10 protein-coding genes are annotated in these 9,375 nt (G+C 74.5%); 2 read left to right on the top strand and 8 right to left on the bottom strand.

Going from position 1 to position 9,375, the window contains the following annotated elements:
• Window positions 1-147: 147 nt before the first annotated feature.
• Window positions 148-630 (top strand): hypothetical protein, encoded by a 483-nt coding sequence (locus ABD308_RS27335; RefSeq protein WP_344339839.1) that lies wholly within the window; start codon window positions 148-150, stop codon window positions 628-630.
• 112 nt (window positions 631-742) lie between these two features.
• Entirely contained in the window at window positions 743-1,513 is a 771-nt protein-coding gene (locus ABD308_RS27330) for a hypothetical protein (protein WP_344339836.1), read from the top strand.
• A 191-nt stretch (window positions 1,514-1,704) separates the two neighbouring features.
• On the opposite strand, the gene ABD308_RS27325 is transcribed toward ABD308_RS27330, so the two are convergent.
• The 8 genes from ABD308_RS27325 to ABD308_RS27290 all read right to left on the bottom strand — a co-directional run.
• A complete protein-coding gene (locus tag ABD308_RS27325; RefSeq protein ID WP_344339831.1) occupies window positions 1,705-1,857 on the bottom strand; it encodes a hypothetical protein in 153 nt (50 codons plus the stop codon).
• Between the two features lie 201 nt (window positions 1,858-2,058).
• On the bottom strand, window positions 2,059-3,141 hold the full coding sequence (locus ABD308_RS27320; protein ID WP_344339827.1) for a glycerate kinase: 1,083 nt from the start codon (window positions 3,139-3,141) through the stop codon (window positions 2,059-2,061).
• A complete protein-coding gene (locus ABD308_RS27315) occupies window positions 3,138-3,992 on the bottom strand; it encodes a sugar phosphate isomerase/epimerase family protein (RefSeq protein ID WP_344339824.1) in 855 nt (284 codons plus the stop codon). Before ABD308_RS27315 ends, ABD308_RS27320 begins: the two co-directional genes overlap by 4 nt.
• Entirely contained in the window at window positions 3,989-5,137 is a 1,149-nt protein-coding gene (locus ABD308_RS27310) for a dihydrodipicolinate synthase family protein (RefSeq protein ID WP_344339820.1), read from the bottom strand. Before ABD308_RS27310 ends, ABD308_RS27315 begins: the two co-directional genes overlap by 4 nt.
• Window positions 5,138-5,236: 99 nt before the next feature.
• Window positions 5,237-6,388, bottom strand: a complete 1,152-nt coding sequence (locus ABD308_RS27305) for a Gfo/Idh/MocA family protein (protein ID WP_344339814.1) — start codon at window positions 6,386-6,388, stop codon at window positions 5,237-5,239.
• A gap of 121 nt (window positions 6,389-6,509) precedes the next feature.
• The gene (locus tag ABD308_RS27300) at window positions 6,510-7,490 is read right to left on the bottom strand and encodes a hydroxyacid dehydrogenase (RefSeq protein ID WP_344339842.1); all 981 of its coding nucleotides are present in this window, start codon (window positions 7,488-7,490) and stop codon (window positions 6,510-6,512) included.
• A 116-nt stretch (window positions 7,491-7,606) separates the two neighbouring features.
• Window positions 7,607-8,512, bottom strand: a complete 906-nt coding sequence (locus ABD308_RS27295; protein WP_344339810.1) for a carbohydrate ABC transporter permease — start codon at window positions 8,510-8,512, stop codon at window positions 7,607-7,609.
• Window positions 8,509-9,375: carbohydrate ABC transporter permease (locus ABD308_RS27290; RefSeq protein WP_344339807.1), on the bottom strand; the 867-nt coding region annotated here is incomplete at its 5' end. The genes ABD308_RS27295 and ABD308_RS27290, both read right to left, overlap by 4 nt.

Here is a 9,375-nt window from a genome sequence, read left to right as displayed (position 1 = left end):
GGCCCGCCGACCGCGGGACACGCGGGACACGCCGGACCGGTCGGACCGTACGCGCCGACCCCGGCTCCCACCCGGCACCAGCCCCCGCTGCCACCGCCGGGCCACCCGCCGCACCCCCGGCCACCACGGGGCCGGCGGGGGTACGGCGTGCCCGCGGCCGTGCTGGTCCTCGCCCTCCTGCTGGGCGGCGGCTACCTGCTCGTCGAGCGGCTGCGCGACAACGACGGCGACGACGGCAAGGGCGGCAAGGGCGGCGCCGCCAACCCCGCGGTGGGCATCGTCCCGGACAAGTTCATCGGAACGTGGGTCGGCGAGCGCAAGACCACCGACGGGATCGTCACCACCGTCACCCTCACCATCGCCCAGTCGGCGCAGGACGAGGAGAAGAGCGGCATCCGCGCCGAGACGCCGAAGACGGGCATCTGGTGCGAAGGCAAGTGGAAGCTCAGTTCGGTCAAGGAGGACGAGCTCTCCTACGCGGCCCGGACGACGGACTCCTCGCCCGGCGCGGAGTGCATCACCGACCGGTCGACCTACCGGCTGATCACCATGCGGCCGGACGGCACCCTCCGCTACACCATGGACCTGATGGATCCGGACCAGTACATAGCCCTGCGCAAGCTGCGCTGAGCCGCGCGCCGACGGCCCGGAACCGACCGCCCCGTCCGCCCGTCCTCTCCACGGGGAGGGCCCCAGAGGTGACACCCCGTCCGTTCTTCACCGACGAGGTCCGAGGAGATCCGTGGTCGACACCGTCAACTCACTCGCCGCCCGCCTGCACGAGGTACTGGTGGAAATCCTGACCAAGGGCGCCCCCGTGGCCGGTACCAGGGGCCTGCACGACGTCATCGCCCGTGCCGGCGCGCTCGGCCCCGACGGCGCGTGGCTCGCCGCTTCGGGCCACGCGAACCTGGCCGGGCTGGCGTGCATGGAGGGGCGGGCGGACCTGGCGATCCTCCATCTGGAGGCCGCGGTGGCGGGGGGTTTCAACGACTGCGTCTCGCTCCACACGCCCCCCGTGCTGCCGCTGCACCACGATCCCCGCTTCCAGGCCCTGTACCGGCGGATGCGCGTCACCCAGGCCGACCTCGACGAGTTCTTCTGGGCGCACCAGGAGATGGGGCTCATGATGCGGGACGCCCAGCGGGCGAGCGTCGACAACCTGGGCCGCTACGACTCCGGGGTGTCCCTGCTCCCGCAGGCTCCGCTGCCGACCCGCGAACCGGACACGGTCGGCGTCCTGATCACCCGGGTCGACCTCGCGGCCGCCCAGACCGCGCTCCAACAGGCCGCCGTGAAGGCGGACTTCCAGCGCGCCTCCGGCAACAACAGTCTCAGCCTCATCGACGACACCTGGGACTACGCCCGCGCCAGGCGCGACGCCTGGGACGCCGACGTCCTGGACTCCCAGCGCCTGCGCGTCTCCGAGGCCCGGGCCTTCGTCGAACGGCCCGGCGCCGACACCACGCTCACCCACTGCCCCCCGCTGGGCTCGATCCGCTACCCGGCCTGACGGGCGTGCGCGAGGCGGACGGCCGGGCCCCTGATCCGGGGTGATCGGCCGTCATCGGCGGTGGGCCGGACGGTCGTCGTTCGTCCGCCGGATGTCCCGCGGACGGCGGGTGCCGCGGGGCCGACGGGTCCTGCTCGGGCGGTGGGTTCTTCGCGGCCGGTGTGCTCCGGCCGCCGCCCGGGTGCCGACGCTCAGCCGCCGAGGCGCGCGAGCAGCAGGCGGGCGCGACGGGACTTGGCCTCGGCGCGGTGCTTCAGGTACAGGGCGTGGGCGAGCCGGTGCTGCTCGGCCTCCCGCATCCGCTCGTCGATGATGGCGCGGGCGGTGTCGAGGTGGTAGTTCATGGCGGTGGATCCCCCTGCTGGTGGGTGGCCTGCCGATGCCTTCAACATCGGCCCCAAAGGCTCCCTCGTGCCTACGATTCTACACCCAAATTTGAGCAGGGAGCGCCATTTCCCAGCCGTGGCGGTTTGTTGTCCTGTTGTTTGAAGGCCCGTCGGTTGATGAGGAGCGGGTGTGCCCGGCGTGACCGGCAGCCGTCCCGGTCAGCCCGTGGCGTGCGCGCGGGCCAGCCGGGCGCCGGCGGCGGTGAGCCAGTGGGCCGCCCGCCCGCGGGCGTCGGCGGGATCGCCGGACAGCTCGGTGAGGGTGAGCGCGCCGGGGCCGGCGGCCTCGCCGGCCGCGACCCGGGCGGGGGTGCCGGCCCGCTCCGCGCGGACGAGGACCTCGCCGACCGCCTTGCCGAGCAGGCTGGTGGCGTCGAAGCGGCCCTCGCCGGTGATCACCAGTCCGGCCCCGGTCAGGGCTTCGTCGAGTCCGGTCAGCTCGGCGACCGCCGCCGCGCCGGGGACCACCTCGGCGCCCCAGGCGGTCACCAGCCCGTAGGCGGTGCCGCCCGCCGCGCCCGAGCCGGGGCGGGCCGGATCGCCGCCTAGCAGCTCGGCGAAGCGGCGCAGCCCCGCCTCCAGGAGGGCGACCCGGGCCGGGTCCGCACCCTTCTGCGGTCCGTACACCGCCGCCGCCCCGGTGGGGCCGAGCAGCGGGTTGGTGACGTCCGTCAGCAGCCGGACGCCGCCGGGCGGGGCGGCGCGCAGGTCGGTGCGGTCGAGCCGGTCGGCCCGGGTGAGGGCGCCGCCGCCGTCCGGGAGCCGGGCGCCGGTGTCGTCCAGCAGTCGCAGCCCGAGGGCGGCCAGCAGTCCGGCGCCCCCGTCGGTGGACGCGGAGCCGCCGAGCGCGACGGTCAGCCGCCGGGCGCCGGCGTCCAGCGCGGCGGCGATGGTCTCACCGGTGCCGCGGGTGCCGGCGGTGAGCGGGGCGAGGGCGCCGCCGAGCAGGGGCAGGCCGCCGGTGTCGGCGAGTTCGACCAGCGCGGTGCCGTCCGGCAGCAGCACGTAGCGTCCGGTGACCGGCCGCCCGTCGGGGCCGGTGCAGCCGGGGACCGGGTGCGCGACCGCGCCGGGGAGGGCCGCCGCGAGCGCGTCGAGGGTGCCCTCCCCGCCGTCGGCCATCGGCCGGATCAGCAGTTCGTCGTCCGGCCGCACCGAGCGCCAGCCGGCGGCCAGCGCCAGCGCGGCGTCCCGGGCGGTGACGGTGCCCTTGAAGGAGTCGGGGGCGACGACGACCCTCACGGCCGCGCCAGGTGGGTGAGGTGCCGTTCGATCAGGGTGCGCAGCGTCTGCTCGCCCGGGGTGTCCCAGATCTCCTGGTTGAAGATCTCGACCTCGATCCAGCCCCGGTACCCGGCGGCGCCGACCAGGTCGGTGAGGGCGCGGAAGTCGATGTGGCCGTCGCCGACGTGGCCGCGGCCGAGCAGGGCGTCGGCGGGCAGCGGCAGGGTCCAGTCGCACACCTGGTAGGAGGCGATCCGGTCCTCCCGTCCGGCGCGGGCGATCTGCTCGCGCAGCGCCGGGTCCCACCAGACGTGGTAGCTGTCCACGACCACGCCGACCTGCCGGGCGGGGTGCGGGGCGGCGAGGTCGAGCGCCTGGCCGAGGGTGGAGACCACCGCGCGGTCGGCGCAGAACATCGGGTGCAGCGGCTCGATCGCCAGCCGCACGCCGAAGTCACCGGCGTGCGGGGCGAGTTCGGCGAGCAGGTCGGCGACGGCGGCGCGGGCGCCGACCAGGTCGCGGCTGCCGGCCGGCAGGCCGCCGACGACCAGCACCAGGGTGTCGGTGCCGAGTTCGGCGGCCTCCTCGATGGCCCGGAGGTTGTCGGCGAGCGCGGCCCGGCGCTCCTCGGGCCCGTCGGCGGTGAGGAACCCGCCCCGGCAGAGACTGCTGACGGCGAGTCCGGCGTCCCGGCAGAGCTTCGCGGAGCGGGCCAGGCCGGTCTCGGCGACCTTGTCGCGCCACAGCCCGATGGCCGGGATGCCGGCGTCCACGCAGCCCCGCACCGCCTCCGGGAGGCTCCAGCCCCGGGTGGTGATCTGGTTGAGCGACAGCCTCTCCAGGCCGTGTACCGCGGTGGTGCCGCTCATGCCGTCACCCCCGCGACCGCGAGCAGGCGGCGCATCCGGTCGGCCGCGAGGTCCGGGTCGGGGAGCACCCCGGCGGCGTCGGCGAGCCGGAACAGTTCCACCAGGTGGGGCACCGAGCGTCCGCTCTGCGCGCCGCCCACCATGGTGAAGTGGTCCTGGTGGCCCGCCAGCCAGGCGAGGAAGACCACTCCGGTCTTGTAGTGGAAGGTCGGCGCGGCGAACAGGTGCCGGGCCAGCGGCAGGGTCGGCGCGAAGAGCTCCTCGTAGCGGTCGAGGTCGCCCTCGTCCAGCGCCCGCAGCGCCGCCGCGGCGGTGGCCGCGATCGGGTCGAAGACGCCCAGCAGGGCGTGGCTGTGACCGAGTTCGTCACCGCGGATCAGCTCGGGGTAGTGGAAGTCGTCCCCCGTGTACATCCGCACCCCGGCCGGCAGGGCGCGACGCAGGGCGACCTCCCGGTCGGCGTCCAGCAGGGAGACCTTGATGCCCTCGATCCGGTCGGCGTGCGCGCCGATCAGCTCCAGCACGGTGGCGGCGGCCGCGTCGAGGCCGGGGGAGCCCCAGTAGCCGGCGAGCGCGGGGTCGAACATCTCGCCGAGCCAGTGCAGCAGCACCGGCCGCTCGGAGGCGGCGATCAGCTCGCCGTACACCTCCAGGTAGTCCTCCGGGCCGCGCGCGGCGGCGGCCAGGGCGCGGCTGGCCATCAGGATCGGCTGGGCGCCGGCCTCCTGGACCACGGCCAGCTGCTCCTGGTAGGCGGCCCGGACGGCGTCCAGCGGGTGGGGCCCGGGGGCGAGCTGGTCGGTGCCGACGCCGCAGGCCAGCCGGCCGCCGCAGGCGCGGGCCGCGGCCCCGGAGCGGGTGATCAGCTCGCGGGTGGCCGGCCAGTCGAGGCCCATGCCGCGCTGGGCGGTGTCCATCGCGTCGGCGACGCCCAGGCCCAGCGACCACAGGTGGTGACGGAAGGCGAGGGTGGTGTCCCAGTCGATGGCGGCGGGCGCGCCGGGGGCGTTGTCGCCCAGCGGGTCGGCGACCACGTGGGCGGCGGCGAAGGCCGTCCGGGAACGGGCGGGGGCGGGCGAGGCGGGCAGGGCCGCGGGTTCGCGCAGCCGGATCCGGCCGTGGCCGGGCAGAACGATCTCGGTCATGGTGTCAGCGCATTCGTCTCGTCGGCGGGCGGCTTCGGGGCGGTCGCCGCCCGGGCGGCCGGGTGCTCGGTGGCCGGCCCGGGTGCGGCCGGCGGGCCGTCACAGGGACAGCTCGGGGACGTCCAGTCGGCGTCCCTCGCGGGCCGAGCGCAGGCCGAGTTCGGCGAGCTGCACGCCCTTGGCACCCTCCAGCAGGTCCCAGTGGTACGGGGAGCCGGTGGCCACGTGGCGCAGGAACAGCTCCCACTGCGCCTTGAAGCCGTTGTCGAACTCCTCGTTGTCCGGCACCCGCTGCCACTGCGCGCGGAACGGCTCGGTGGCCGGGAGGTCCGGGTTCCAGACCGGCTTGGGGGTGGCCGCCCGGTGCTGGAAGCGGCACTCGCGCAGCCCGGCGACCGCGCTGCCCTCGGTGCCGTCCACCTGGAACTCCACCAGCTCGTCGCGGTCCACCCGGACCGCCCAGGAGGAGTTGATCTGGGCGGTGATGCCGCCCTCCAGCTCGAACACGCCGTACGCGGCGTCGTCGGCGGTGGCCCGGTAGACCCGCCCGTGCTCGTCCGTCCGCTCGGGGATGTGGGTGGCGGTGTGCGCGTACACCGAGCGGACCGGGGCGATGACGCCGTCCAGCACGTAACGCCAGTGCGGGAACATGTCGAGGACCATGCCGCCGCCGTCCTCGGCGCGGTAGTTCCAGGACGGCCGCTGGGCCTGCTGCCAGTCGCCCTCGAAGACCCAGTAGCCGAACTCGCCGCGCACCGAGAGGATCCGGCCGAAGAACCCGCTGTCCACCAGCCGCTTGAGCTTGAGCAGGCCGGGGAGGAAGAGCTTGTCCTGCACGGCGCCGTTGCACACCCCGGCGTCGCGGGCGAGGCGGGCGAGGGCGAGCGCGGCCTCCAGCGACTCGGCGGTCGGCTTCTCGGTGTAGACGTGCTTGCCGGCGGCGATCGCGGTGCGCAGCGCGGCCTCGCGGGCGGGGGTGACCTGGGCGTCGAAGTAGATCTCGGCGAGCGGGTGGGCGAGGGCCTCGTCGAGCGAGGTGGTCCAGTGGGTGAGGCCGTGCCGCTCCGCGAGGTCCTTGAGCTTGTCGGCGCTGCGGCCGACCAGGATCGGCTCGGGCCACAGCGTGTCGCCGTCGCCGAGCGGCAGGCCGCCCTGGTCGCGGATGGCCAGGATGGAGCGGACCAGGTGCTGGCGGTAGCCCATCCGGCCGGTGACGCCGTTCATGACGATGCCGATCACCCTGCGGGACATGGGGGTTCTCCGATTCGTTGCTGGTGCGGGGAGCACGTGATGCGGGAACGCGCGGTGCGAGGACGCGCGGCGCGGGAAGCGCGTGGTGCGGGGCCGCGCGGCACAGGGGCGCGGCGCGGGATCACGCGGTGCGGTGCTCGTCCTCGGCGAGGACGGGGTGGGCGAACGGCAGCCCGGCGGTGTAGCGGGCGAGCTCGTCCGCGGCGGCGGCCGCCATCCGGTGCAGCTCGCCGCCGAGGGAGCCGGCCACGTGGGGGGTGAGGACGACGTTCGGCAGGTCGTAGAGCGGGGAGTCGGCGGGCAGCACCTCGGGCTCGGTGACGTCGATGACGGCGTCGAGCCGCCCGGAGGAGACCTCGCGGACCAGCGCCTCCTGGTCGACCAGCGAGCCGCGGGAGGTGTTGACCAGGGTGGCGCCGTCGCGCATCAGGGCGAGCCGGCGGCCGTCGATCAGGTGCCGGGTGGCCGGCAGCTCCGGGGCGTGCACGCTCACCACGTCGGAGGCGGCGCAGAGCTCGTCCAGCTCGACGGCGCGCGCGCCCAGCCGGGCGGCCTCGGCCGGGTCGACGTAGGGGTCGTGCAGCAGCAGGTCGAGGTCGTGCGGGCGCAGCAGTTCCAGCACCCGCCGGCCGATCCGGGAGGCGCCGACGATGCCGACGGTGCGCCGGTAGTTGCCCGCCGTGGCGTACGCCAGCTGCCAGTCGTGCGGGGCGCGCCGGAGCCGGTACTCCTCGCGGATCTCCAGCAGCCGCTTGTTGGCGAGCAGCACGGCGGCGACGGTGTACTCGGCGACCGGCAGGGCGTTGGCCCAGGCCGCGGAGGTGACCTGGAGGCCGCGGCGCCAGCAGGCCTCGGTGACGTGGTGCTTGACCGAGCCGGCGGCGTGGATGACGGCGCTCAGCCGCGGCGCGGCGTCCAGCACCTCCTCGTCGATCGGCGGGCAGCCCCAGCCGGAGACGATCACCTCGGCGTCGGCGAGCGCCGCGCGGGCCTCGGGGGTGCCGAAGTCGTCCAGGACGAGCCCGGGGTCGAGGTCGGCCAGCGCGGTGAGCCGGGCCAGGGTGTGCGGGTCGATCAGGCGGCCGGCGAGCTCGCGGTGCATGGCGAGGACGGCGCGGGGACGGCAGACGGGCCGGCCGTCGGGCACGGTGTCCTCCCGGTCGGGGGTGGGGGCGGTCGCGGCGGGGGTGCCGGTCGCGGTGTCGGCGGGGTACGGGTTCACTTGACGCTCCCTGCGGTCAGGCCGGCCTTCCAGTGCCGCTGGAGCAGCACGAACGCGAGCACGAGCGGCACGACGGCGAGCAGCGAGCCGGTGATGACCAGCGGGTAGTACTCGGGGAAGGCCTTGGTCTGGGCGTTCCAGCTGAACAGGCCGAGGCTGACCGGGAAGAGCCGGTTGTCGGAGAGCATCACCAGCGGCAGGAAGAAGTTGTTCCAGATGGCGGTGAACTGGAACAGCAGCACGGTGACGAAGCCGGGCATCACCATCCGCAGCCCGATCGACCAGAAGGTCCGCAGCTCACTGGCGCCGTCCATCCGGGCGGCCTCCAGGACCTCGTTCGGCACGTAGCCGGCGCAGAAGACCCGGGCCAGGTAGACGCCGAAGGGGTTGACCAGGGAGGGGATGAAGACGGCCCAGAAGGTGTTGACGATGCCGAGCTCGGAGGCCAGCAGGTACATCGGCAGGGCGAGCGCGGTGGTGGGCACCAGCACGCCCAGCAGCACCAGGCCGAACAGCTTCTCCTTGCCGGGGAAGCGGTAGACGTGGAAGGCGTAGCCGGCCGCGACGCACACCAGCGCGCACAGCAGGGAGCCGATCCCGGCGTACAGCAGCGAGTTGAGGTACCAGCGGAAGTAGATGCCGTCGCCGGTGGAGGCCAGGTCGCTCAGGTTCTGTCCGAGCTGGAAGTTGTCGGCGCCCAGGGCGTTCCCGCCCAGCAGGTCGGCGGTGTTCTTCGCGGAGGCCGTGAGCAGCCAGCCGAGCGGCCACAGGGTGTAGACGGTGGCCAGTACCAGGGTGCCGTTGACGGCGGCCTTGGAGAGCGTCCAGGGACGGCGCGGGCGGTTCGCGCGGCCCGGCCGCTCGGGCGGGGCGGCGCTGGGGCGGGTGACGGTGGTGGTCATGCGTCGGCCTCCCGGCGGCGTTCGGAACGGCCCCGGGTGAGCCGGGTGACGGCGAAGGAGAGCCCCGCCGCGGCGAGGGCCAGCAGCACCGAGGCGGAGGCGGCGAGCCCGTAGTCGTGGCGCTCGAAGGCGGCCGTGTAGGCGTACATGTTCGGGGTCCAGGAGGAGGTGACGCCCGGCGAGGTGCCGTAGAGGATCATCGGCTCGGTGAACAGCTGGAGCGAGCCGATGACGGTGAACAGGCCGACCATGGCGATCGAGGGCCGGATCAGCGGCACCTTGATGCTCAGGGCGGTGCGCAGCGGGCCGGCGCCGTCGACGACGGCGGCCTCCAGCACCGTGCGGTCGATCGCCTGCAGGGCGGCGTAGAAGATGACCAGGTTGTAGCCGGTCCACTGCCACAGCGCCATGTTGACCACGGCGGGCAGCGGGTGGCCGAGCGGGTCGGGCTGCGTGCCCAGGCTCTCCAGCACGTCCAGCACGGGGCTGATGCCGGGGGTGTACAGGTACATCCACAGCAGGGCGGCGATGATGCCGGGCACGGCGTGCGGGATGAACAGCGTCAGCTGGAAGAAGCGCCGGGCGCGGGCCAGCGTGGAGTCCAGCAGCAGGGCGAGGACGAGCGCCAGGCCGGTCATCAGCGGGATGTAGAGCAGGCAGTACTGCGCGGCGGTCAGGAACCCGTCGCGGAACGCCGCGTCGCCGAGCGCCCGGGTGTAGTTGCCGAGCCCGGTGAAGACCGTCTCGGCGTCGCCGAAGCCGAGGCCGGAGCGGCGTTCGGTGAACAGGCTGAGCTTGATCGCGTAGCCGATCGGGATCAGCGTGCACGCGGTGAAGAGCAGGAGGAACGGGGTGAGCAGCAC

This window comes from Kitasatospora putterlickiae (genome assembly GCF_039527695.1).
GTDB lineage: Bacteria > Actinomycetota > Actinomycetes > Streptomycetales > Streptomycetaceae > Kitasatospora > Kitasatospora putterlickiae.
Note: the sequence above shows the minus strand (reverse complement) of the source record. Positions and strands in the feature narration are given on the sequence as shown.